Source organism: Lactiplantibacillus brownii (genome assembly GCF_031085375.1).
GTDB lineage: Bacteria > Bacillota > Bacilli > Lactobacillales > Lactobacillaceae > Lactiplantibacillus > Lactiplantibacillus brownii.
The window spans coordinates 299071-324291 of sequence record NZ_JAVCWF010000001.1; the positions used below are offsets into that span (position 1 = coordinate 299071).

The window sequence follows — 25221 nt, forward strand, 5'->3', positions numbered from 1 at the left end:
GCAAGTTAATGATTGCGTCGCGACATAATTATGATTATGATTGATGTATTAAGAGCAATTGGGGAGGAACGCAGGTGACACCAAAAAGTTCAAACGTGCGGCTTGAATTTGCTGCCGAAGTCTTGCGTAACGAGGTTTTTGACGTCGTTGATTTTGCAAGCTTTCAACGTTTCTGGCAACGATATGAGCACTTTTTAGAAGATCGGATGGTCAACGGACACTTAAATGTGTTAGAAGGCCATGGCCTAATTCCGAGTGATTTCAAGGATGTTGGTGGTCGCCTAGGGTACCACGCTGGCGATGAACAGTACCAGATTGATTATAGTCAAATTGTTCGTGAATGGATCGTGACGATTCAATAATTGTGACATCAGAGTGTTAAGAGAAAGTTAATGGAGAGCGAAATAATTGCGTAAAACAGATTCTCAACCGGATGAACCGGATCAACTATTACCAGCCCAACCAGAGCTATTACAAGCAGTCGACCAATTGAGAGCGTATTCATTACGTTATGAAGTTGCCATGAAGTTAGTCCTAGATAAGTTGGATTATATCAGTCGCGAATATGAGTTACGTTATGGTTATGCTTTGATTGACAGTAAGCAGTCGCGAATTAAGTCACCAGAAAGTATTGTTGGCAAAATGCAGCGTAAACATCTGCCATTAACGCTGGAAGCCGTTTTTGATCATCTACATGATATTGCTGGGATTCGACTAATTGTGCGCTTTTTAAGTGATGTTAAAACTGTAGAAGATTTACTAGCGACCCAGGCTGATTTAAAAGTGTTGCGGGTGAAGGACTATATCCATCATCCTAAACCCAACGGCTATCAAAGTTTGCATTTGATTTTAGGGGTGCCCATCTATACTGTCGACGGTCCCAATATTATCGAGGTTGAACTACAGATTCGAACGATTGCAATGAATTTCTGGGCCTCACTGGAACATGAACTCAACTACAAGAAGAATGTACCAGACCAAGCGGCGCTGCGGCAGTCGTTAACTGAAAAAGCCCATTTAATTACACAATTGGACCAAGAGATGGACGATATTAAGGAACGTATGTACGATCAGAAACCACCGAAAAAACAAATTTAAAAATCCCGCTGAACCGTAAACTGGTTTGGCAGGATTTTTTTGTCATCACATGAAACTTGAGTTTAATCAAGTTAATCGCGACCGGATTTTGTTAGAATTTTTTAGTTAAGTCTGACGGCATCGTGTTGTGGGAGCACCCAGTCATCCGCCAGCAATTGATGAAATTTGCGGCCAACGGGCACCCAGAGTTGTGCGCGCCAAATATCTTGGACGGTCTCCCAGAAAAGTGAGTCACCGAGCTGGTCTGAGCTGACGTTAATCGGCAAGTATTGACCGGCTTCAGTTTTCACAATAATTTGAGGGTAGAATACTTTCACTATTTTAGCCGCCATGATATTTTTAATGCGTGGGTTATTATCCAGTAGCATAGTTAACACTTCACTTTCAATATGACCTAATCGATAATACAAAGATTAGTATACTGATGAAAAGTGACCATTTTGGTTGTGGAAGCATGATGATTTTGTTATTAATTCCTTTAGACCGCTTAAGAAAGGTTGTGATTGGGTAACAGTCGTTAAGATCCGCTTGGAATATCTGAGATATCCTTAAACGGTTTACCACGATACCACCAGTCATTAATAAAATTGGCCAATTGTTCTGGCGATTCGTCCAGGCCGGTTTTGAGCCAGTAACGGACGACGCCCACGATGCCATTGAGGTAATATTCGAACATATATTGGCCTTCGCGGGGATCAATATTAGCTATTTTGACCCGATCATTTTCCAAAATTTCACGTTTGGTAATGGCAATAAAACTCATTAGGAAATCTTGATCGGTCGTTGGGATAAATGATGTGACGGCGTGACGTTTTTTAACGACTTCGAAGATCCCTGTTAAAATAGCCCGCAACGAGTTGGGATCAGTATGTTCGTTAATTACCGCTAGCAACTCTTTCGTCGCATCCTGTTCCATGGTATGCATGCAATCTTTGACGTCCTCATAGTGAGCGTAAAAGGTGCCCCGATTAATGTCTGCTAATTTACAGACGGCAGTCACGGTGATGTCATTAATCGACTGATCCTTTAACAATTCAATCAAGCTATTTTGAATGAGTCGTTCGGTCATTTGGGCGCGTCGGTTATTTTTTGTTCCTACCATAATTATTTCACCTCATTAACTAAACAATTTCGCCACTGTTGTTTATTTAATGACGGAATTATGAAAATTGTTGGTTGAAGTTTTCATCTTTTTCAACTAACATGTTGTTATTATTTAAACACATTGTTGATTAAATGTCACGATGTCGTTTTAGAATCTGAAACAGGGAAGGGATTATAACGTTGAAAGGGAGCCGTAGACAATTTACCATTCAGGCTGTCATTTGGCTGATAGTGATGGTGGCGGCCATCATTTTGCTACCAAATGTCAGCAATCTGGTCCGCGATAAGGGCCAAACACAGTTGCCAAGTAGTGCGAAGAGTCAAGTTGCGTCCGTTATTCAAAATCATTGGGGACGTAATCAAAACAACACGCGCCAAGTGGTCGTGGTGTTTAGCAACGGGGATAAACCGATAACTTCGACCCAGAAGCAGGAGATTGCTGGGACAATCAAACGCTTCAAGGTACAGAAGTCTAAATACCATGTGAAATCAATGACCGCAGCTAGCGATAATTCTGCAGCTAAGAAACAATTGATTTCAAAAGATAAATCAACCGAATTATTACAATTAATGGTTGGTGAAAATCAGACCGTTACTAATATGACGAAGACCATCACGCAAGGAGCCAAAACGGCGGGCGTCAAAACGTACGTCACCGGGAGTGATATCTTAACTGATGACTTTACGCAGGAAACGGAAACCGGCCTACAAAAGACTGAAATCATTACCGTGATCTTTATCTTCATTGTTTTGACATTAGTCTTCCGGTCACCGATTACACCGTTGGTATCGCTATTATCAGTTGGGTTATCGTTTATTATTTCATTGAGTATTGTGATGAATTTGGTCGATAAGTTTAATTTTCCATTGTCCAACTTCACTCAGGTCTTTATGGTCGTGGTCCTCTTTGGGATTGGGACCGACTACAATATTTTGCTGTTTGATCAATTCAAAGAAGAACTCAGTCATGGCGATAGTCCAGTCGCCGCGACTGGGCGGGCGTTGAAGATAGCTGGCCGGACGATTCTGTTTAGTGGTTCCTCACTATTAATTGGGTTTAGTGCCCTCGGATTAGCCAACTTCTCGATTTATCGCTCTGCCGTTGGGGTCGCCGTTGCGGTGGCGATTCTGTTGTTAGTGCTATTAACTTTGAACCCGTTCTTTATGGCTTTACTCGGACCGAAGTTGTTCTGGCCATCTAAGAAGTTCTCAGGTGGGAGTACTAGCAAGATGTGGCATGGGATTGCCGCTGGCTCTGTGCGTTATCCTTTGATTGCCTTAGTGGTCGTCTTAGGGGTTGCAGCGCCATTTATCTTTACCTATAGTAATCAATTAAATTATGATACTTTAGCTGAATTGAATGATTCGATTCCAGCTAAGCAAGGCTTTAAAGTGGTTCAGGCTCATTTTTCAAAAGGGACGGCAGAACCTTCGACGCTCTATATTAAATCGAGTCATAAGTTAAATAATGAAAAAGATATCAAAGCAATTGACAACTTAACACGTCAATTGAAGCAAGTTAAGGGTGTCAAAACCGTTGCTTCTGTTAGTCAACCAGGTGGCTCAGAAATTAGTGACCTGTACGTTAACAAGCAATTGGGTACCGTGACAACCGGGATGAAGTCCGCAAGTAAGGGCTTGAAGAAGATTAGCAGTGGCTTGGATAGCGCTGATAGTCAACTGAAAAACTCAAACATGTCGTCCGGTGTCAGCAGCGCTAAGGAATTAGCGGATGGCGCACAGACCCTTTCAGATGGTGTCGTGACCTATGCTAACGGTGTTTATACCGTTAACAATGGTTTGGATCAGTTGAATGGGAAGACGGGCACGCTGTCGAGTGGTGTTAATCAGTTGGCAAGTGGGTCAAAACAAGTGACGACTGGGTTAAATACCTTAAATGGTAAGACTGGAACCTTAGCAAGTGCTACTAGTCAATTAGCGAGCGGTTCTGGAACTCTTGCCAAGGGTGTTGTGACTTATACTAACGGTGTTTACACTGTCAATAGTGGTTTGAATGAATTGAATGGTCAAACTGGAACACTGAGTTCTAAAGTTGGAACTTTGTTTAATGGTACTTCAACGCTCTCCTCTAGTTTGGACAAACTTTCTAGTCAAAATGGCACAGTGGCATCGAGGCAGGCTGAACTAATTAGCAGTATTGGTCAGTTACAACAAGGCTCTTCTGCAATTGCGTCTAAGCTTCAGTTGATGCAAACAGCGGTAAATAATGGCAACACTACTCAGAATAAGTGGGATTTAAATGAGTTGACTAAAGGGCTTAACTCACTTAATTCAAGTATGGATGAGTTACTAGAACTTTCTAATTCCATGGGATCTGCTACGGATGATGTTAATAACTTTGCCAGTGTTCTTTCAAGCACACAGACACCGATTAAGTCTGATATGGGTACGATCCAAAGTGCTTTAGAGAGTGCTGCTCGAACAGATGTTGCTAATACAAAGACAGGTTCAACGAGTACGGGTGTCAACGCTAGCGATGTTGCTTCTGCAGCGATTGCAGCAGCTGGCTCATCGGCGACATCAGAACAAAAAGCGGCAATTACCTCCGCCGTTACATCACAAGTTAATGCGCAAAATAGTGCTAACAGTAGTTCAGCAACATCTACAACTAAAGCTACTAGTGCTACGGATGCAAAGGCTGGGTTAAATGCATTATCTGATCTGCAAAAGCAACTAACAAGCATTACTGATGCAGCTGGTAAGTTACAGACGTTAAGCACAAATATGACTAAGCTATCAAGTTTAACTAAACTTGCAAACAGTTCAAAAGCGGCCAACACTAAGTCAATTGAAGCTATAACTAAATTGGAAGCATCCATTACTGAAGTGCAAACTGCACTCAATGGGGCCGGAACTGCCGATAATCCTGGATTTGTACCAAGTATGGATAGCTTATCTTCAAACTTACTCCAATTACAAAATGGTGCTGCAACATTAGCTTCAAGTATTAATGGCTATACAGGCTATGTTTCTCAAGCAGCTAATGGCGCTAATGAGATTAATAATGGTGTTGGGACTTTAAATGCTTCGATTCCAACATTAACGAGCGCTATCGGGGCGTTAACAGCCGGAACGAATAAGTTAGCAGCTAATTCTGCTACTTTGAATAGTGGTGCTTCCCAAGTTGCTGCTGGTAACAGTCAATTGAATGCGCAAGTACCTGCTTTAGCAAGCGGTGTTAGTCAGTTGGCTTCTGGTTCTAATCAAGTTTCCACTGGATTAACTAGCCTTCAAGGGCAATTACCAACGTTAGTTAGTGCTATCAGCGCCTTGGATGCTGGGACCAATAAGTTAGTTGCAAACTCTGCAACCTTAACTTCTGGGGCTTCCCAAATTGCGGCGGGTAACCAAACGATGTACACAACGTTGCAAAGTCTTGTTAAACAGATGGCAACGTTGCAAAAAGGTTTGGCAACGGCTAGCGATGGGACTAAGACCATCAACAAAGGTGTTGGTTCAGCTAATAGTTACTTGACTGGCTTGAAGGATTCAGACGCGGCGAAGACTTACTACGTACCAAAGAGTACGTTGAAGAGTAAGACTTATCAAACAGCGCTGAATACGTATATGTCCAGCAATTACCATGCGACGAAGTTGACGATTGTCTTGAAAGATAATCCAAGCTCCAAGGCCGCGATGAATAAGATTTCTGCTATCCAAACACAAGCCCAAAATACGTTGAAGGGGACTTCCTTAGACGGTTCTACGATTGCCATCGGTGGTCAAACGTCTGAAACGAATGATACCCAATCAATCGCATCGAGTGACTTTGTCCGGACTGCAGCAATTATGTTAGTCGGAATTTTACTTGCGTTGATGTTCATCACGCGTTCCGTCTTACAACCGTTCTACATCTTAGGGACGTTGTTATTGGCTTATATTATGTCCTTGAGTATCACGCGGATGTTGAGTAGCTGGTTCATGGGTCAAGATATGTTGACTTGGAACACGCCATTCTTCGGTTTCATCATGCTGATTGCGCTTGGGGTCGATTACAGTATCTTCTTGATGATGAAGTATCGTGAGTTTGATAACACGGCGGCAACGCCAAGTACACGGATCGTGCGGGCTTCTGCGGTTATCGGTGCGGTGGTCTTATCCGCTGCCCTGATCTTGAGCGGGACCTTCGCCGCCTTGATGCCATCTGGTGTCTTGACCTTGATCCAAGTGGCGATGGTTGTGATTATCGGGTTAATTATCCTGGTATTCGCTATTCCAACGGTTATTCCAGCGCTGATTCGTTTGACTTATCCTTTGACGGATAACATGGAAAATGAATCGACCACGGATGAACCAACGAAACGATCACACAAATAACGATTTGAACTGAATCGTGCCTTGAAACGGTGTGTGTTAGATGAGTCTTTGGACTGATTTAACGCGCACCGTTTTTTTATAACCAAAAGAACGTATGTTCGAATAACAGCTTTTGTGGTATGCTTAGAACAATTAAATTGTCAGAAACGAGGAATGGACGATGAAACGATGCGACTGGGCAGAACATGCCACGCCTTTGATGCAACAATATCATGATAACGAGTGGGGTCGGCCGGAACATGACCAACAGAAATTATTCGAATTATTGTGTCTTGAAACCTATCAAGCGGGTCTCAGTTGGCAAACCGTTTTAAATAAGCGGGCCGCCTTTAATGAAGATTTCTATAATTATGACGTGGCTAAAGTCGCTGCAATGACTGCGACCGATATGGACCGGCTGTTGCAGGATGCTCGAATTATTCGGCATCGTCAAAAGCTGGCGGCGACAATTAATAATGCGCAAGTCATTCAAAACTGGCCGGCGGGATCAACTTATTCAGCTTGGTTGTGGTCGTTTGTCGATGACAAGCCCATTCGTCAGGCTTGGCAAAGCGCTGCTGAGATACCAACGACTAATGAGTTGGCGAAGCGTGTATCCAAAGCGATGAAGGCTCGTGGCTTCAAGTTTGTTGGACCAACAACGATCTATTCTTATTTGCAGGCTGCTGGTTTGATCAATGATCACTTGGCTGATTGTGATTGGGCACCGGAAAATTAAAAAGGTTTACAAAAAACATTGTCGTTTAACCCTTGAACGACAATGTTTTTTGGCTAACTTGGTTGCTTACAATTGAACTTTGCACTATTTAGATGTATATTGAAGCCGCTAATGAAAACGCTAACAATAATATTTTAAAAGAAGGCCATGCAATTATGGGTAAAACTATTGAAGCATCCGTTGCAATGTTAAAGGTTCTTGAAGCTTGGGGGATTAAACAAATTTATGGTTACGCCGGTGGATCGTTTAATTCGACGATGCATGCCCTTGATGTGGAGCAAAAGCGCCTACACTATATCCAAGTTCGTCATGAGCAGGTTGGCGCCTTGGCCGCAGCAGCCGCTGCCAAGTTAACCGGCAAGATTGGGGTAGCGTTTGGTTCCGCAGGCCCTGGCGCTGTTAATTTATTGAATGGCTTATATGATGCCAAGGAAGACCACGTCCCAGTTTTAGCTTTGGTCGGGCAAGTGGCTCACACGAATATGAATTATGATTACTTCCAAGAATTTGCGGAAGAACCCATGTTTAGCGATGTTGCGGTATTCAATCGGACTATCATGACGCCAGAAAGTTTGCCGTATGTTGTGGATAAAGCAATCCGGACGGCGTATAAAGAAAAAGGAGTGGCAGTCGTCACGATTCCTAATGATTTTGGCTATGCGGCTATTCCGGACGTGGACTACGATTCAGCTAGTGTGCCGGCTGGAGAAGTGACCGCTCCAGCGATTCCCGATGATCAGATTAAGCACGTTTTAGCTTTGATCAAAGCCGCTAAATATCCAGTCTTTCACGTTGGGCAAGGAACCCGTGGTGCGACCGAACAAATGATGCAACTAGCCGATCGCTTACAAGTGCCTATTATCATTACAGGCTTGGCTAAAGGTGTCATTCCAGATACGTTTGCCGGCAACATGGGGAGCGCTTATCGAGCTGCCTCGAAAGCAGCTGACGAATTAATGGCGATCACTGATTTGGTTGTTTCAATCGGCGCGGATTACTCCTTTGCCCAGATTATGTATACGACTCATGATTTCAAATATGTTCAAATTGAATTAGATTCGGGCAAGTTTGGTCGGCATCATCATTTGGATTATGGGATTAATGGTGATGCTAAAGCGTTCGTGACACGAGCTTTAGCCTTGAGCGAAGCCGCAGCGCCGTCACCTTATTATCAAGCGGCGGAAGCAGATATGGCTGACTGGAAGCAATATTTGCAACGATTGAGCAATCGGACGACGGACCCACTCGAATATGAACAAGTTTACAAGGAGATCAATCGTGTCGCGACAGATGATGCCATATTCTCCATGGATGTTGGCGATAATACGATTAATAGTTTCCGCTTCTTACAAATGACTCCCAAACAAAAGTTGTTGACCTCGGCGCTATTTGCGACGATGGGGGCCGGCGTTCCCGGCGCAATTGCGGCAAAGCTGAGTTATCCAGATCGGCAAGCCTTTAACATTGCTGGGGATGGTGCCTTTTCAATGGTCATGCAAGACTTATTGACCGAAGTGAAATACCAGTTGCCAATCTTTAATATTGTGACGTCTAATCAAACTTTGAACTTTATTAAGTCTGAACAAGAGGACGTGCCACAGCCTTACTTTGGGATTGATTTGATTGGTGCAGACTTTGCTAAGATTGCAGAGGGCATGGGCGTTAAGGGGATTAAAGTAGCGCACTTCGAACAATTGCATGCGGCTTTTGATACTGCCATGGCTGAGATTAAAGCCGGTCGTCCAGTGTTAATTGATGCGAAGATTACGGCTAAGCGTGGGTTGCCAGTTGAAATCCTGGATGTTGATCCAGCTAAGACTTCGGCTGCTTCGGTCGCTAACTTCAAGCGCCAATACGATGCCGAAGCCTTACAACCACTTGCCGCCTATTTCAGTAAGTTTGGGGTCAAATAATTTGTTGATATTGTCCGTCTCCGTGGACCAGCACGTTTGCTGTGAGGCAGACCTGCAGCCAAAGACCGGTCTGCAGGGCGCTTTCAAGCCGAAACTCACGTCTTAAAAGTCGGCCAGACACTAACCTGGGGAAACCACCCAGCTAAGTGTCTTGACACGGCAAACGAACTGGTCCACTCCGACGTTAAATAGCGATTTAACAAGGGAACATTGATAAACCAAGTATCAATGAAAGGTCAATTAATATTAAGGATTACAGGTTAGCGCAGGGCGGGCTGGATGATGCTTAGTGGTGAAATTTTCCTTTGCTGGTGACTTTCCAGCTTAGGAAAAGCCCGGCTTGTGAGACCGCACTATGGCTCACAAACGTGGCCACCACGTTCCAGCATCAGTCCAGACCAACCGGAGCGGTAAGTTAAGCAGATACTTCTAAATATGATAGCTACACTACACCACTTTGTGTTAAAAAATAACAATTAGCCTAGTCCTGGTAAAGGTTAAATATCAGGGCTAGGCTATTTTTTTGATTAACCATCTCATTACAGCATTAGTATTTGCTTATTATAAATATTCGGTAACTAGCCATCGAAAGACCCCGATAACTTCATAGTTTAGTCCTTTTTACCCTGTAGATTGAGGGATGTTCAGAGCAAAGCAGTACTAAATACTTATTTTGAGGAGGGCAAGCATGAATTTCTTTAAACGTGCATGGCTTAATTTAACGGCGAAAAAGGGTCGTTCAATCTTATTGATTATGGTCACATCAGCAATTATGTTGTTTGTGTTGGCCGGCCTGTTGATCCGAAACGCTGCCGATACGGCAACGAGTAATGCGAAGAAGAGTGTCGGCGCTACCGTCACTTTATCCGCGAACCGGGACGTAGCGTTCAAGAAGATGCGCAGTAGTAGTACGTCGACGAGTAAGCGTAGTCGACCTAAACTGACGACTTCACCGGTTAAATTGAGTGATGCTAAAAAGATTGCCAAACTCAATAATGTTGCAAGCTACACGGCCACGGTGACGACTTCGGCTAATGCGACAGGTTTTGAGGCGATTTCGACATCTGGCAGTAGTAGTGCTGGTGGCATGAAAGGGATGGGTGGTAGCACGACGAGTTCTGGAGATATTGCGATCTCCGGTGTCACGTCGACGAGCGCCACTTCAGCCTTTGAAAATAGTTCAAGCAAAATCACCAAAGGTCGCGGGATTACCACGGCTGATGAAGGCACAACTAATGTTGTCATCGAAAGCGAGTTAGCCAAAGAGGATAGCTTAAAAGTTGGTGATACGATCAAGTTGAAGGCCACGACTGGCACGAAGAAGACTTATACTTTGAAGATTGTTGGGATCTATAAGGCGGCTTCAAGTACTAGTACGGCACAAGGTCCTGGCGCCACTGATCCATCTAACAGCGTCTACACGTCGTACACTTTTGCCAATACGGTCAAAGGGTCGAAATACAAGAATACCGCTGATTCAGTGACTTTCAATGTATCGAATCCTGCTAAGGTCAGTTCAGTTAAAACCGCTGGGAAAGCCTTGATCAATACATCGAAGTATTCATTGACGACGAATGACAGTAGCTATCAAACTGTGAAGGCTTCGATGGACAATGTGAAATCGTTCGCTGACAAAATTGTTTGGTTAGTTGCGATTGCTGGGACGATCATCTTAGCCTTGATTGTCATTTTAATGATTCGTGAACGCCGCTTTGAAATTGGCGTGCTACTATCTTTGGGTGAAGCCCGTTGGAAGATCGTGGCTCAGTTCTTTGTTGAAATGGTCATGGTATTGGTTGTTTCAATTGCGATTGCGGGTGCCGGCGGGAAGTTTGTGGGGAATCAACTTGGTAAACAGTTAGTTTCTCAACAAACGACGACGGCGACGACAACGAGTTCGACAAGTACTCAACAAGGCCCCGGCGGTAATGGTGCCCCTGGTGGTAGTACTTCTGGCAGCAAACCATCTGGTAACATGCAAGGTGGCGGTGGTGCGCCTGGCAGTAGTGCTGCCAGTGTCTCAACTCAAAAACAAGCTGAATTGGCGATTAATGTTACGCTGATGGACTTAGTTGAACTGGGTGGCTTTGGCCTAGCGATTATGTTCTTATCCATTATGTTAGCGTCTGGCGGAATTCTCCGGTTACAGCCGAAGAAAGTCCTGATTGAATAGAGAGGAGTTTTTCCATGTTAAAAGCAAATGATATTGGTTATTGGTATGATCGCCAGGAAAATAGTCTGTTCGAGCATGTGAACCTCGAATTTAAATCAGGCAATTCTTACGCGATTGTTGGTCAAAGTGGTTCCGGTAAGACGACGTTTCTATCGTTATTGGCAGGGTTAGATAAGCCTCGCGCAGGTCAAATTGAGTTGAATGGTGAACCCATCAATCAGTTAGGTTTGACGAAATATCGTCAGTCACATGTGGCGATTGTGTTTCAATCCTACAATCTATTCACTTATATGTCGCCATTGAATAATTTATTGACGGCAATGGCAGTGACTGGATCTAGTCATCGAGGAGATAAGCAGTTTGCCATGTCGATGCTAAGTAAGCTGGGAATTACGGATGACCAGATGACCAAGAATGTGCAGAAGCTTTCTGGTGGTCAACAACAACGGGTCGCCATTGCGCGGACCATGGTTTGTGACGCGAAGATCGTGGTTGCGGATGAACCGACTGGGAACTTAGATGAAGAAAACACGAAATATGTGATTGAACAATTTCAGAAAATTGCGCATGACCAACATAAATGTGTGATCATTGTTACTCATGAGCCGGATGTCGCAGCGGCTTGTGATCATGCTTATCGGTTAGCTAAACACAAATTTACGGCTCTTTGTCAAATGGTGTTGAAGGATAGTTTCTATCCTTTGGAGATCTCCTCGTGTGGGAGATCTTTTTTGTTTTTTTATTAGTTGCGGCGTTTAATCTGGTGTGTCGTCTGAATATCGTACTTGAAGGCATAACAAATAAGCCTACCATCGTGACGTTATTGTGGTAGATAATCTAGGCAATCAGCTGGTAGACGCGTGTGAACATATTGGCCTGATTGGAGAAGCCATAACAAGCACGTTTGAGCTCCTTGATCTTACGGTTGATGCCTTCTATCGGTCCGTTAGAGTAGGACGATTTGGCGGCATTAATTACTCCATTAAGATTCTTTCGTAGGGTATGCATGGCCGTATCTAGGGGCGTGCCGTTAGGCTGATAGTTAGTGATGATATTCTTGAGTTCATCAGCGTGACGCCCCATCAAAGCATCGTGGAGATCGATGTAGGTTTCATAAGCTGTTTTGAAGGCCGGAAACGTATCGGTTCCAATATCAATAGCGTTCTGTTCGGTCGAGTACTCATTCAGGCCGAAGAGGTAGCGGCTCTTTTGTGCGTCAGGGGTGGCCTTGTGGAATAGGCGCCATAGTGATTTCAGTACTTTATATTCCCGCGAATGCTTGTCGAGTTGCTTTAAACATTGAGTGCGAATGGTATCCATCGTCCGGCCCATTAATTGAATAATGTGGAACCGATCAATAATGAGTTCGGCGTTAGGGAATAGTTCGTGCACGAATGCCTGATAGGAGGCGTTCATGTCCATGATGACGCGTTGAACCGCGGCCCGTTCTACGGTGCTGTACTGACTAAGAAAGAACTGTTTGATGGTTCTATTAAGGCGGTCGCTAAGTACTTTAACTGATTTGTGAGTGTCGGCGTCAATGCAAATAAACGACATGGAGCCGTGCGTGGAACGGAATTCATCAAAGCATAGATTAATCGGTAACCGGCGGCTCGCGTGTGGATGAATATTAGCCGTCAAAATACGCTGAACTGAGTTTGTCGAAATACCGGTGAGACTGGCGATAGTCTTAGCCGGGAGTGATTTACTGGCTAGCTTCAGCACATGAGTCGCTAGTCCGTGACCGATGGCGTGGTTGGTTGATACCACTGGAGTGGTGGCCGTACAAGTGCTATGGCAGTTACTACAACGCCAGCGTTGCTTGTTTAGCTCTAGAATTACGGGCCGGTCCATGGGTCCTGAAATGTGGACATGAGTGAGCTTGTGTCCGTTAGGGTGCAACGTATTGTATCCACAGCTGGGACAGCGCCTGAGTGTGTAGGTAAGCTCTGCCTGGATGACCAAATACTTTTTGCGACCCGAGCCCCGACCATTAAATTCCTCACGAGTACCGAACACCTGAATGTTTGTGTCTGTAATTCCCAGTAATTTAAGTGTATTATCTAGTTGAGACATCTATTCCTACCCCGCTTATCTTGAGTTTAGTCGCTTAAAGCATAGCACTAGGGAGGCTTAGATGCTTTTTTTGTTATCAAAAAGGGCCTAGTACTTTTGGAATGGAAATACTTTCCAACACCAAAAATTCTAGACCCAAATTTACGTTAGAAGTTTAATTTTGGGCAAAGCGCTCACGAAGACCATAATGGCCGTCGTGAGCGCTTTCTTGTGCACAAACCAGTAATTTGTTGGCTGAAATAACTGATTAATATTACAAAGTATTACGAAATTGATGGTTTATGACAACGAACCCTATAAAATGTAACGTCACGTTGATGTCAGTGCAACACTTTCCAGTTATACTAGTTTTTGTTGATTGGTTATGACCGATCAAGCGAATCACAGAAAACTTACAGATAGAAATCAAGCCAAACTAATAGGAGTGTTTTATTTTAATGAAAGCTAAAAATCTTGTCTTATCAACTGTTGCTGCTTTAGGGTTATTCACTGTCGCTGCCACGACTGCCAATGCCGATACGGTTACGGTTAAAGCCGGTGACACGGTTGCTAAAATCGCTAGCGAACACCAAACAACGATTAGCGCCATTGAAAAAGCGAACAATTTAAAGAACGTTAACTTGATTTTTGTTGGTGACCAACTTGAAGTTAATGGTTCAACGACCGCTACAACCACGTCAACTAATACTGTGGCTGCTAGCACAACGGCCGCAACGACGAACAACACGACAAGTCAAAATACGGCTGCAACAACGAGCCAAAATACGACTTCATCAACGAGCCAAAACACTGCTACGGCAGCGACTAGCTCAGATACCAGCGCTTCAACGACCACAACCACAACTAGTGATAGTGACAGTTCAGCGAAAGCTTGGATCGCCAACAAAGAATCTGGTGGTTCATACACGGCTACTAATGGCCAATATATTGGTAAGTATCAATTGAGTTCATCATATTTAAATGGTGACTACTCAGCTTCTAACCAAGAAAAGGTCGCAAATAGCTATGTTTCTTCACGTTACGGTTCATGGAGTGCGGCTAAAGCACACTGGGAAGCTAACGGCTGGTATTAAAATTTAATTGATTATTCGATCCGATTCACTGTCATGGTGGGTCGGATTTTTTGCTGCAGTTTAAAATTAAGCTAATAGCGATCGGGCTATAACACAAATAAATAATGTAGATTCATGAAGGTAATGGTTGGGTCTAGGTGTCATATAAAATTAGCTCCTATACTGATAAGCGGGATAATAATGAGATTGCTGAATTTATGAAGGTTTTAAAAAGACGTTGGTCTCAATCAATGATGAGGATTGTTTTATCATTAAGACATTGAGTAAACTGCAAGCGGAGCGATTAAGACGTGGTATCACACAAAATGGCTGTTCAGGTCCGTGTTTGAGACTGAACAGTCATTTTTTAGTATTGAGGTTATTAACGGTTACTATTAATTGCCATTGTTTTATTGTAAAACTGGGGGACCTCAAATATGCTTACTGGATTAAGTGAGCAATCCGATCCGATTCAGTGATCTTTCTAATAACCCGGCATGGATTCCCAGCAGCAACCACATTAGCGGGGATATCTTTACTAACTAAGCTATTGGCACCGATGACACTACCGGTACCAATGGTTACGCCTGGTACGATGCAGACGTTACCACCTAGCCAAACATTGTCTTCAAGAGTGATGGGAAGGGCGATTTCGATGCCGGTATTTCGTTCGGTCGCAACTAAGGCGTGATTTGCAGTGTATAGACCAACATTGGGGCCAATCATGCAGTTTGCGCCAATCGTGATCAATGCCTCGTCCATGAAATACGCGTTACGATTAATGAAAGTGCCTTTGCCGATGGAGGTATATCTACCATAATCCGCCCAAATCGGATTCATAATAGTGACGTCCTTGGATTGATTTGGAAATAGCGCTTTAAGTAATCGCTGGCGTTCAGGGCTAGTCTGGCCTAAACGATTTATTGCAGTACAAAGTTCGTCGGCCTGCGCACGTTCATGGATCAGTGACGGGTCACCATTTGGGTCGTACCACATTTGAGAAAAACACTTTTCCTTTTCAGTTAGCGGTGATTCTTTCGAACTACTCATCTTGCCCTCCATTTAATACAGTATTTTAAGTCTATTATAGCGGTATTACGTCAATATTGGCTCGACTATTTGGTGGGTGATTTGTTAAAGTTGCTCATTTTTAGACATAAGAAAAAAGCATCGCCGAAACGATGCTTTCAAGGGATAACTGATTTAAATTTTAGTACCAGCCAGTAGCTTGTGAATGAGCTTTGGCTGCAGCCCATGAACCATAACGTGATGAAACGTAGTTGTTAGCAACGCGTTCTTGGTTAGCAGCTGAGTAGTCACCATTTAAGTATGATGAACTTAATTGGTATTTGCCAATGTATTGGCCGTTAGTAGCTGAGTATGAGCCACCAGATTCTTTGTTAGCAATCCAAGCTTTAGCTGAACTTTCATCTGAGTTAGTGTTGCTGCTCGTGTTAGTTGATTGCGTGGTTGCAGCTGGCTTAGTAGCTACTGTAGTCGTTTGTTTTGGTGCAACATATGAACTTGCTGCAGATTGTGTGTTGCTTGAGCTTGAAACAGTTGCTTTAGGCGTTGTTGCAACTGAGCTACTTGTTGAGTTAACAATAGTAGTCGTTGCAGGTGTGGTCTTAGCAGCAACAGTTTGGTTGCTTTGAGTAGTCGTTGCAGCAACCGTTGTATTAGCAGCTGGTGTGCCGGTTGTTGAAGTTGTGGTAGCATTACCACCAATTTCAAGTTGGTCGCCAACAAAGATCAAGTTAACGTTTGACAAGTTGTTCGCATCGCGAATCGCGTTAACCGTCGTGTTATAAGTGTTGGCAATTTCAGCAACCGTGTCGCCAGCCTTAACTGTAACAGTAGCGGCGTCAGCGGCAGTAGTCGTAGCAGCGAATAAAGCTAAAGCTGCAGCAGATGATAATACAAGGTTTTTGATTTTCATAATGTGTATGCACTCTCCTATAATTGGGTGGTCGGTTTACTTATCTATAATTATTATGATTCTTTTCGTTAGCGACAACTAATATCGCCTTAACTAATTAACAATGACTAGTATACCGAGCGAGTGTTGCAACACAATAAACAGGAGGTTACGTTTTTACCCCAATCTTGTAATATAAGCCGATTTTTGTAATGAATTGTAATATTTAGTGCCTCTTTTGGGATAAAAATGTGATAAAACCGTGAATTTGCCGCAAAATGGCTGACTAAGCACCGAATGTTAGTGATGATTGTTAAATAGGATTAGGGAGATTCAACCGAAAAAAAGATTGTTGAACCCTTAAATTAAAAGCCACAAGATTAATTATATTTAAGTTATAGTACAACTGTTAACTAATTTTGAGATTTCCAGGAAAACGATTTGATCATGTGTTGATAAAAACTAGGTCGACTTGTCATGCTAAATCGAAAAGTGACCATACTATAGTAGTTTTTGTAAATTCCGGTTTGTTTCCGAAAGCACAAAAAAACAGATCACCGAATAGGCAATCTGTTGAATGAGTTTAATTTTAGTTTAGTACCAGCCGTTTGAGATCCAATGAGCCTTAGCAGCTGACCATGAACCGTAACGTGAAGAAACATAACTGTCAGCAACACGTTCTTGGTTGGCAGCGGAATAGTCGCCACCTAAGTAAGAAGCACTTAATTGATACTTACCAATGTATTGGCCGTTGGTTGCGCTGTATGAGCCACCAGATTCTTTGTTAGCAATCCAAGCTTTAGCTGAACTATCTGAACCGTTGTTACTATAGTTAGAAGTTGTGGTTGCAGCTTGAGTTTGAGTCTTAGCAGCTGGTGCGCTGTAGCTTTGAGTTGTTTGGCTTGATTGAGTCGTCGTTGTAGTAGTTGATTGAGTTGTCGCAGTATTGCTAGTCCCATTAACTTCAAGTTGTTGACCAACAAAAATCAAGTTAACATTCTTTAATTGGTTAGCTTTTTCAATTGCTGAAATAGTTGTGTTGTTTTCGTTGGCAATAGCTGAAACTGTGTCGCCGGCCTTAACCGTGATCGTGGCTGCTTGGGCAGTAGCACCGATAGCAAAAAGACTAGAAGCGGCTGCAGCAGTAGATAATAAAACGTTCTTCATTTTCATAAGTAATGTACACTCCCTATTTTTAGTCCGAATTGCTTGGCCCCTATTGCATTTCCAAGCACCTTAACTAAGCAATAGTATAACCGTTGATTGTAACAAACGAATAGCAATTCTTTTACGAAATTGGGCGCTTCTTGTAATATAAGCCACTTTTTGTAATCTTTTGTAATATACGAAACCTAATTAACGAACATAATTGCTGCTCAGAAAGCGATTACAACCGTACCAATACGCAGCTTACGTCCATTTTGCTTTTCCGTAAATCTAAACTAACCCATTACTACCGGCATTGTGCTTTGGTAGTAATGGGTTAGTAATGACGCTAATTTTAAGTGTCGATGACTAGGCCAGTTTTGAACGGGTCGGTTAAACAAGTTCTCAAAAGTCGTAGTTAGTTACTTTTAGTAATTGATAAAAAGCTTAATCAGCTCTGAGTTTGGAAAGCCAATTATCTTTCTCAATGTTATCAGTGATCAGTTGTGGGTTGTCCGCTAAATCGGTATTCAACTTTTGCACGGTAACACTGAAGGGGGTTGCAAGTTGCTTAGTCATATTGGTGCCAGTAATGGTCAACAAGATTTCGCCAGCTTCGAGGTGCGTATTGAGTGCTGGGTAGTCAATCGCTGTAACGGTTCCCAAGGCTGCTTGAGCATCGGCGGTCAGGCCGAAAACTAATCGTTGACGAGACTTGGTGCGAACCCAGATATCGCCGTAGACCATGGGTGCATGGATGGCTTGATGCTCATCCTGATAATATTGGATCATCGTTTTCCAGACTGATTGATGTTCGGGCATGCGAGTACCTCCTGTAATGGCTCTAAGTATAGCACTAGTGTATTATAGCGTTCATGTTTATTAAAACAATTTGTTAATTGTCCGTCTCCGTGGACCAGCACGTTTGCTGTGAGGCAGACCTGCAGTCAAAGACCGATCTGCAGGGCGCTTTCAAGCCGAAAGCCACGTCTTAAAAGTCGGCCAGACACTAACCTGGGGAAATCGCCCAGCTAAGTATCTCGACACGGCAAATATGCTGGTCCACTCCGACGTTAAATAGCGATTTAACAAAAGAATATTGATGATTCCAGCATCAACGAAAGATCAATTAGTATTAGAATTACTGGTTAGTCCAGACCAACCGGAACGGCAAGCTAGTTGGATACTTATAGATATGGTGGCTACGATGCACTAGCGTTGTAACTTTGAACACAACGATGACTTAGTTGGGACGGGTCAATAGTCGGTGTATGAGTTGAATATGATGCATCAGGGCCAATTTTTTAATGATTCCGAGACCTGGAAATTTGGTGCCAGTTTGGTAGGCCAGTAATTCGGCTAGCGCTGGAGTGGCGTTTAATCCGGTTAGATGTGCCGGTGCCCAGTCGACTAACTTTTGTAAGGCCTCAAAGAATTTTTGCTTTTGCCCACGCATCTGATCGTTGCTATCGGAGACAAAATGATGAAGACGTAGTTGTCCCGAGGCGGTGACATAAATCAGATGTAACGCAATGGCACGTGATGGCATACCCTTGTCGAAATAAACACTGCCGACCACGGAGTAGTCCCCATAGCCTTGCGTCCCAAATGGTGGCGTCACCCAATTAGCGGCGGTGAAAAATTCGTCCGTTAGTTCAGCGTAGTCAGCGACATGGGCGCGAAAAGTGAGTGGATCGGTCAATAAAATGGCGCGATCACCCACGAGTTGTTGTAAGCGGGCTTCATCGGGGATCAACACGCCACTCACACGCTTTAACATGGTGGTGTGTTGATAAGCTTTCAGCAACGGATAGTTGGTTGCCACTAAAAGACTGGTTTGTCCGTGCGTGGTGGTCAAAAAATCCGAACTAAAATCAGCCGCCAAAATGGCACTGGGGTGATAGAATGGTAGCTCATTTAAAGCGGGCAACGGGTACAACTTCGTGTGATTCAAGCCGTAGACACTGACTTGCGGGTTTGCGACGACACTAAATGGCTGTTGCTGATCAATCAAGCATTGAACGGTTTGTTGTAGTTCCTTTGAATCACGAACGGGTTCAATGATCGGGATGATTTTGGGCCCTAATTGCTGTTGCTCGGCCAATGTTTTCAGCGCCAATAGATCATACATACGTCCACGAAAATAAGGATAGTAAGTCATAGGTCATTCTCCAAATGTGGCAACGTCAAAGCTTGGTATTTTTGTTGTAAAGCTTGATATTCTGCATTACGAGCGTCCAATTCAGTTTGCAACGCCGTGATAGCGTCATTTTGGCAGTCATCAATGAAGCGGTCATAAAGATTTTGCTCTGGATCATAGATGTCATACCCAGACTGTGCACGTTTGCGCAATTCCTTGTACAGCTGGTCGTCGGAGTAAAGTTGCAATCCCTTTTTGACGCGCTTAGCTTTATCGACTTCTCGGAATAGTGATGCGATAAAGTGACTGATTAGAGGTTGTTCATCGACTTGTAGCGTTTGATGTTGCGCTTTTTTAGCAACCGTCAAAAAGCCTGGTGCTGATAACGGTCGTGGTGCAAGTGCCATGGCGCGTTCATCAAAGGCACGATAGATCAAGACGCCAATATGAGCCGGAATCTCGTCAGCGACGACTTCGTAAAGCTTTTGCGGCAGAACGAAATAATTATAATTACCAATGAAGGAAAGTTTTGCTTTAGAGTGAAAATCAGCCTTGGTTACTTTGAGTTCGTAACAACGCCAGTCCCGTTGACCGTCGGGGAGTTGCTGATAACTCAGTGTGTCGACGATGCCTTGATCTGCCGGCATGGACACCTCTTCAACAACGTAAGCGCCTTGCTCGAGACAGTATTGATAGAGCGTACTTTCAAGTTGTCGGGTTAATTTAGTCTTCATGATGACTGGCCTCCGTTTGTTGCCAAAAATTGGCGATGGTTGCTTGTAATTGTGGTACTGAGTAGATCGACTGGAAGTAACGCCAATGTGGTGGAAATAGGTCTGTGTAACGCCGACTGGCAAAACGTTGGTCCAGCAGTAAAATAATCCCGGTATCATGGCTACTGCGAATTAAGCGGCCGGCCGCTTGCAAGACGTTGTTCATGCCGGGAAGTTGGTAGGCATAGGCAAAGCCCTGACCATTATCATGATTGTAATAATCACGGATCAAATTAGTTTCTGGATTGATCCCAGGTAAGCCAACGCTGACAATTGCGACGCCAATTAACCGATCCCCGCGTAAGTCGATACCCTCCGAAAAAATACCACCCAAGACGCAGAAACCCACGAGTGTTTTGGCTGGTTTGGCTTGAAATTGGGCCAAGAACGCCTGACGTTCACTGCCAGTCATCCCATTAGCTTGCGTCGTCGTTTGAATCTCTGGATTTGCGAGTTCGAAGGCCGCTTTAATTTGTGTCAAATAACCATATGATGGAAAGAAAATTAAATAATTACCTGTTTTGGCGGTGACTAACGCCTTGAGACTGGCCACGATAGCGGGTTCGCTGTGTGGGCGTTCATGATACGTTGTTTGAACGTATTGGGTGACCAAAATTGCCTGATGCTTAGGTGGGAAGGGTGAGGGCAACTGGTAAGCTAAACTATTTGCTTCACCACCGAGGACGCGCTGATAATAGCTCATTGGTGAGAGGGTCGCTGAAAATAAAACGGCCCCGGCGCCTAACTTCAAGGATCGATCCAAGAAGTCACTGGGATCTAAGCAAAGTTCTTTGACCGTCACATGATGGCCCTCCAGAACGGTCCGAGTTTGGTAGCTGCCATCATATAGGTCACTAATTTTGACGAAAGTTAAACAGTCAAAAAAGTAGTCACGTACCGCGTCTAATAAGGCAGATGGTTGTTGTTTTTGTAGCCACTCGCTGATGAAATCGTTGAAGTTCCGCAACGTCCGGCTGAGCTTCTCGGGTGGTTCTATTGAAAGTTGTTCAGTGACATCGTCGTCGATTAACGTTTGACTGATTCGGCCAAAACTTCGTCGGACCTTTTTAAGCTCGCGTTGAAGATCGTCACTAGGTTGTGACTGATCTGGCTGGGCTAATTTGAGCAAGTGTGCGATTGGGGCATCACTAATGTTGGCGGAATACATATCGCGTGCACGACTGACTAAGTTATGGACTTCATCGACTAAGAAAAAGTTATCACGGTCTTCTTCGCTGAAAAAACGCTGCAAGTAGACCAGTGGATCAAACAGATAATTATAATCACAAATAATGACGTCACAAAAAAGTGAGATGTCTAGCGAGAATTCAAAAGGATCAAGGGTGTGGGCGCGCGCATATTTTTCAATCACTGGCCGCGTTAGCTGGGTTTCGTGTGTCAAAATATCTTTTAAACCGGGTTTTAGCCGATCATAATAGCCAATCATAAAGGGATTCTCTTCTGGCGGCACATCCTGTTCTTCAGGAAAACGAATTTGATCCTTGGCTGTTAGGGTGATGCTCTTGAGCTGCAAGCCATCTTGACTCATTAAGGTGATGGCTTCTTCGGCAACGTGACGAGTGCTTTGTTTGGCGGTTAAATAGAAGATGCGTTCAATTTCATCTTCCCCCATCGCTTTAATTGCTGGAAATAAGGTCGAAATCGTCTTACCCGTCCCAGTGGGTGCTTCGACAAAGAGCCGTTTTTGAAAACGGATGGTTTTGTAAACGGCCGCCGCTAATTCATGTTGCCCCGTCCGATAACTTGGAAAAGGAAAAGGTAGCTCAGCAATTGACGCATTACGTTGTTGGCGTAAGTCAGCCCGTAGCGTGAGCCAATACTCGTATTCGGTGATTAAGTCTTTAAAAAACTGATCTGCTGCCGCACGAGTTAAAACGCGTTGCGTCTTGGTGGTCTTTGCGGCTAAAACTTGAAAGTAAGTGAGTTGGAGGGTGACTTGGTCGAGGTCCGGATGGGTCTGTAAGATCAAGTAGCCATAAACTTGCACTTGGCCCCAGTAAAGGGCACGTGTGTTGTCAGTCAGGTCATCAAAGGCTTGATCAGAAGTTTTGATCTCTTCGATGAGGATACCATCATCGGTTGTTTGGACGCCATCGGCCCGACCAGAAATCAGATAATCCGCGCCATTCATGGTGACGGTCGTTTTTAAGTAAACTTCACTCTGATAAGCTTCAGAGCGGCTACTTTGGAGTTGGCGGTGGATCTTTGCACCAGCTAAAGCCGTATTTTGACTGTTTTTTACTTCGTTGAGGTCACCTTTACGCAAGACGAACTCGACTAGTTGACGAATCCCGATTTTAGTTGGCATGCCGAATTCCTTTCTGAGGTTAGTTATGATTTATTATAAAACAGACGTTCGGTTTTGTCTGCTGAAAACAGGAATTATTCGGCAAAATTGGCGGTATGCTTGTTTTTGAGATAGTTTAGATGAAATTAGGCCAGTAAAAAGGTCATCCGTTTTTCAACTGGATGACCTCAAGTAATTTTTAGAACCATTGACTATGCCGCCGTTTCATCGTGCGCCGCAAGCTGAAGCCGTAACTGATAATGGCCGCGACGATCAAGACTGCCAGGATACTAGCCAACCAAGACTGTTGAGCACTGAAATAAGTGGCATAACCGGCACCCAAACTAATGATGCCAATCATTGGGACGAGAATCTTAAATGGGACGGGATGCAAGTAAACGAGCCCTGCCAACATCAAGACGAGTGCGGTAACCGTTGCTTCAATGCCTAAGCGTGAACCGAAACTAATGATGAGGGCCACAATTAGTAGACCTAACCCTAAGACCAACAACAACGTGGCAAACAAATTGCTGAGTGTCCAGACAAATGTTTTTTTCATAATGAGCACCTCGCTTTCACTACCTTAATTATAGTCTAAACAGGGCTAACCACATGCACAATATGCATACCAGTTAAGCAAAATGGAACTTAAATTAAGTTAATTTTCAGACAATTTGCGGTCTTTTTCAACGAGTCCTTGAAAGCGTATTCAATATTAGTTACACTTACAGTATGCACACTTGATGATGGATGGAGGAAATGGACATAATGGCAAAAGTATTAGCAATTAACGCGGGTAGTTCAACTTTAAAATGGAAGCTATTTAGCTTACCAGAAGAAACGGTGATCGCCTCAGGAATGGTTGACCGGTTGGGCTTACCAAACGCTGTGTTTGTTTTGAAAAAGGCGGATGGCGACAAATATTCGGAAACACACGATGAAATCAATGCTCAGGAAGCGGCGGCAATGGTGCTGACACGCTTGAAGAGTGACGGTATCGTGGACCATTTGACAGAAATTACTGGGATTGGTCATCGTATCGTGGCTGGGGGCGAAGATTTCCAAGATTCAGTGGTCATCACCCCAACGACTTTGAAACAAATTAAAGATTTATCAGAGTATGCGCCGTTACATAATCCAACGCAAGCTTATTATATTGAAGTGTTCCAGCAATTATTACCTAAAGCTGTTCAGGTAGCTGTTTTCGACACGTCATTATATGCGACGATGCCAGAAGTCAATTATCTCTACAGTATTCCATATGATTATTACAAACAGTTTGGTGCTCGGAAATATGGGGCACACGGGACCAGCCATCGTTACGTGGCACAGCGTACGGCCGAATTGTTAAACAAACCTTTGGATGAGTTGAAGTTAATCACGTTACACCTTGGTTCCGGCGCTTCTATCACGGCCTTTGACCATGGGAAGGCGATTGATACTTCGATGGGATTCACCCCATTAGCTGGGATTACGATGAGTACGCGTTCCGGTGATATCGATGCGTCGATGATTCCGTTTTTGATGCGACATCTTGGTATTTCAGACGTGCAAGACTTCATCGACATCCTAAATAATAAGTCGGGTCTGCTAGGAATTTCTGGTGTTTCACCTGATATGCGGGACTTAGATAACGCGGCTAATAACGATCATAATCATCGTGCCGAGTTAGCGTTGGAAATCTTTGCGAGTCGAGTTATCAAATATATTGGGAGTTACATTGCCGAAATGAACGGCTTGGATGCGCTTGTCTTCACGGCTGGCGTTGGTGAAAATTCAGTGGCGATGCGTTCACGAATTTTAAATCAATTAGGCTACTTCGGCATCACGATTGATGAAGAGAAGAACAAGTGTCATGGGGTTGAGCAAGTCATTAGTAAACCAGACGAGCCAGTCACCGTCATGGTTGTGCCAACCAATGAAGAGTTAATGATTGTTCGTGATGTTGAACGACTGACTCACCGGGCACCCATTGATAACTAATAATCAGTGCAAAAAAACACCTGCAAGGGTGTTTTTTTAGGCAATCATTTTGATATGTGGCGTGTGGTTGAATAAAAATGGCTCACCAATAGCCTTAAATCCAAAATAGGCATAGAAGCTTTGAACGTGGGTCTGTGCTTCGATTTGAATGGTTTCGTTTGCAAATTTTACGGCAATTACAGCCAGAACTTGAGTGATGAGTTGGCGGCCTAAATGCTGACCGCGAAGCTGACGATCAACCACGACGCGACCAAATGAACAATGGTCGTCCTCTTGGAAAACACGTGCATATGCAACAATTTTGCCATCAATAGTTTTAAAAACATGAAGTGCAGTTGGATCGATGGCGTCTACTTCCTGATAAACACGATGTTGTTCAACGACGAACGTTTTGACGCGTAATTCATAAATAGCGTATAATTCAGATGTTGTAAGCTCATTAAATGTTTTGACTGACCACATGGGATAACCTCCTAGAAAC

21 protein-coding genes are annotated in these 25221 nt (G+C 43.8%); 9 read left to right on the top strand and 12 right to left on the bottom strand.

The genetic code is table 11. The features are described from left to right. Window positions 1-74 precede the first annotated feature (74 nt). Together RA086_RS01230 and RA086_RS01235 are read left to right on the top strand one after the other, a co-directional pair. Window positions 75-362 carry a hypothetical protein gene (locus tag RA086_RS01230; RefSeq protein WP_308702109.1) on the top strand — a complete coding sequence of 96 codons (288 nt, stop codon included), beginning with the start codon at window positions 75-77 and terminating at the stop codon, window positions 360-362. A gap of 46 nt (window positions 363-408) precedes the next feature. Further along, entirely contained in the window at window positions 409-1098 is a 690-nt protein-coding gene (locus tag RA086_RS01235; protein ID WP_308702110.1) for a GTP pyrophosphokinase, read from the top strand. Window positions 1099-1199: 101 nt separating this feature from the next. Here the strand turns inward: RA086_RS01235 and RA086_RS01240 are convergent, their stop codons facing one another. Next, the gene (locus tag RA086_RS01240) at window positions 1200-1466 is read right to left on the bottom strand and encodes a hypothetical protein (protein WP_308702111.1); all 267 of its coding nucleotides are present in this window, start codon (window positions 1464-1466) and stop codon (window positions 1200-1202) included. Between the two features lie 149 nt (window positions 1467-1615). Beyond that, entirely contained in the window at window positions 1616-2200 is a 585-nt protein-coding gene (locus RA086_RS01245; RefSeq protein WP_308702112.1) for a TetR/AcrR family transcriptional regulator, read from the bottom strand. 182 nt (window positions 2201-2382) lie between these two features. Between RA086_RS01245 and RA086_RS01250 the strand changes: the two genes are divergently transcribed. The 5 genes from RA086_RS01250 to RA086_RS01270 all read left to right on the top strand — a co-directional run bounded on the left by RA086_RS01250 (window position 2383) and on the right by RA086_RS01270 (window position 12090). Beyond that, window positions 2383-6540, top strand: coding sequence for an MMPL family transporter (locus RA086_RS01250; protein WP_308702113.1), 4158 nt, complete (start codon window positions 2383-2385; stop codon window positions 6538-6540). 160 nt (window positions 6541-6700) lie between these two features. Then, window positions 6701-7258 (top strand): DNA-3-methyladenine glycosylase I, encoded by a 558-nt coding sequence (locus RA086_RS01255; protein WP_308702114.1) that lies wholly within the window; start codon window positions 6701-6703, stop codon window positions 7256-7258. A 155-nt stretch (window positions 7259-7413) separates the two neighbouring features. Beyond that, window positions 7414-9171 (top strand): pyruvate oxidase, encoded by a 1758-nt coding sequence (gene spxB, locus RA086_RS01260; RefSeq protein ID WP_308702115.1) that lies wholly within the window; start codon window positions 7414-7416, stop codon window positions 9169-9171. 688 nt (window positions 9172-9859) lie between these two features. Further along, window positions 9860-11344, top strand: a complete 1485-nt coding sequence (locus RA086_RS01265; protein WP_308702116.1) for an ABC transporter permease — start codon at window positions 9860-9862, stop codon at window positions 11342-11344. 14 nt (window positions 11345-11358) lie between these two features. Further along, a complete protein-coding gene (locus RA086_RS01270; RefSeq protein ID WP_308702117.1) occupies window positions 11359-12090 on the top strand; it encodes an ABC transporter ATP-binding protein in 732 nt (243 codons plus the stop codon). A gap of 91 nt (window positions 12091-12181) precedes the next feature. Here RA086_RS01270 and RA086_RS01275 read toward each other — a convergent pair whose 3' ends face one another. Next, a complete protein-coding gene (locus tag RA086_RS01275) occupies window positions 12182-13420 on the bottom strand; it encodes an ISL3-like element IS1165 family transposase (RefSeq protein ID WP_308702118.1) in 1239 nt (412 codons plus the stop codon). Between the two features lie 437 nt (window positions 13421-13857). Between RA086_RS01275 and apf (RA086_RS01280) the strand changes: the two genes are divergently transcribed. Continuing rightward, window positions 13858-14493, top strand: a complete 636-nt coding sequence (gene apf / locus RA086_RS01280) for an aggregation-promoting factor (protein ID WP_308702119.1) — start codon at window positions 13858-13860, stop codon at window positions 14491-14493. Window positions 14494-14913: 420 nt separating this feature from the next. Here apf (RA086_RS01280) and RA086_RS01285 read toward each other — a convergent pair whose 3' ends face one another. The 8 genes from RA086_RS01285 to RA086_RS01320 form a co-directional block, all read right to left on the bottom strand. Further along, window positions 14914-15522 carry a sugar O-acetyltransferase gene (locus RA086_RS01285; RefSeq protein WP_308702120.1) on the bottom strand — a complete coding sequence of 203 codons (609 nt, stop codon included), beginning with the start codon at window positions 15520-15522 and terminating at the stop codon, window positions 14914-14916. A gap of 160 nt (window positions 15523-15682) precedes the next feature. Further along, on the bottom strand, window positions 15683-16411 hold the full coding sequence (gene apf, locus RA086_RS01290; RefSeq protein WP_308702121.1) for an aggregation-promoting factor: 729 nt from the start codon (window positions 16409-16411) through the stop codon (window positions 15683-15685). 573 nt (window positions 16412-16984) lie between these two features. Continuing rightward, on the bottom strand, window positions 16985-17563 hold the full coding sequence (gene apf / locus RA086_RS01295) for an aggregation-promoting factor (RefSeq protein ID WP_308702122.1): 579 nt from the start codon (window positions 17561-17563) through the stop codon (window positions 16985-16987). A 420-nt stretch (window positions 17564-17983) separates the two neighbouring features. Beyond that, a complete protein-coding gene (locus RA086_RS01300) occupies window positions 17984-18358 on the bottom strand; it encodes a glycine cleavage system protein H (protein ID WP_308702123.1) in 375 nt (124 codons plus the stop codon). Between the two features lie 421 nt (window positions 18359-18779). Next, on the bottom strand, window positions 18780-19697 hold the full coding sequence (locus RA086_RS01305) for a sce7725 family protein (RefSeq protein ID WP_308702124.1): 918 nt from the start codon (window positions 19695-19697) through the stop codon (window positions 18780-18782). Beyond that, window positions 19694-20410, bottom strand: a complete 717-nt coding sequence (locus RA086_RS01310) for a hypothetical protein (RefSeq protein ID WP_308702125.1) — start codon at window positions 20408-20410, stop codon at window positions 19694-19696. Before RA086_RS01310 ends, RA086_RS01305 begins: the two co-directional genes overlap by 4 nt. Then, window positions 20400-22778 (bottom strand): ATP-dependent DNA helicase, encoded by a 2379-nt coding sequence (locus RA086_RS01315; protein ID WP_308702126.1) that lies wholly within the window; start codon window positions 22776-22778, stop codon window positions 20400-20402. Before RA086_RS01315 ends, RA086_RS01310 begins: the two co-directional genes overlap by 11 nt. 178 nt (window positions 22779-22956) lie before the next feature. After that, a complete protein-coding gene (locus RA086_RS01320) occupies window positions 22957-23316 on the bottom strand; it encodes a hypothetical protein (protein WP_308702127.1) in 360 nt (119 codons plus the stop codon). Between the two features lie 209 nt (window positions 23317-23525). Here RA086_RS01320 and RA086_RS01325 point away from each other — a divergent pair, with 209 nt between their 5' ends. Further along, window positions 23526-24740 (top strand): acetate/propionate family kinase, encoded by a 1215-nt coding sequence (locus tag RA086_RS01325; protein ID WP_308702128.1) that lies wholly within the window; start codon window positions 23526-23528, stop codon window positions 24738-24740. A 36-nt stretch (window positions 24741-24776) separates the two neighbouring features. Here the strand turns inward: RA086_RS01325 and RA086_RS01330 are convergent, their stop codons facing one another. Continuing rightward, window positions 24777-25202: a GNAT family N-acetyltransferase gene (locus tag RA086_RS01330; RefSeq protein WP_308702129.1), complete on the bottom strand. Its 426-nt coding sequence runs from the start codon at window positions 25200-25202 to the stop codon at window positions 24777-24779. Window positions 25203-25221: the final 19 nt, after the last annotated feature.